Source organism: Prevotella sp. AM23-5, from assembly GCF_003473645.1.
In the GTDB taxonomy this organism is placed as follows: Bacteria; Bacteroidota; Bacteroidia; order Bacteroidales; family Bacteroidaceae; genus Prevotella; species Prevotella copri_A.
Genome location: NZ_QUCG01000089.1, coordinates 1 through 295 on the forward strand (window position 1 = coordinate 1; position 295 = coordinate 295).

Consider the following 295-nt stretch of genomic DNA (forward strand, 5'->3'; position numbering starts at 1 on the left):
CCGATTCGCTCCTTCAGAAACTCCGTCATCATGAAATACGGATTGCCGAGCAGGGCAGGAATGCCCACCACCGGAGCCAGCATCTGGGCGAGGAAAGAGCCGCAGCTGTTGCCCAGAAGCAAGTCGGGCTGCTCCCGGTCGATGATGGAGTGAATCTCCTTCAGTGCCTCCTTTGGGTGCAAAGGGAGGTCGGGAGTCAACACCACCGCCGTCCCCTCAAACGCCTCTTTCAAGGCTCTCGCCATCGGACAACTGCCCGTGGCAAAGAATCCGTGTAGGAATAATATCTTCTTCA

1 protein-coding gene is annotated in these 295 nt (G+C 56.9%); it reads right to left on the bottom strand.

Annotated features, from left to right (window positions below):
* Positions 1-295, bottom strand: a 295-nt coding sequence (locus DW657_RS15155) for a YqiA/YcfP family alpha/beta fold hydrolase (RefSeq protein ID WP_305000195.1), incomplete at both ends; no start/stop codon positions are given.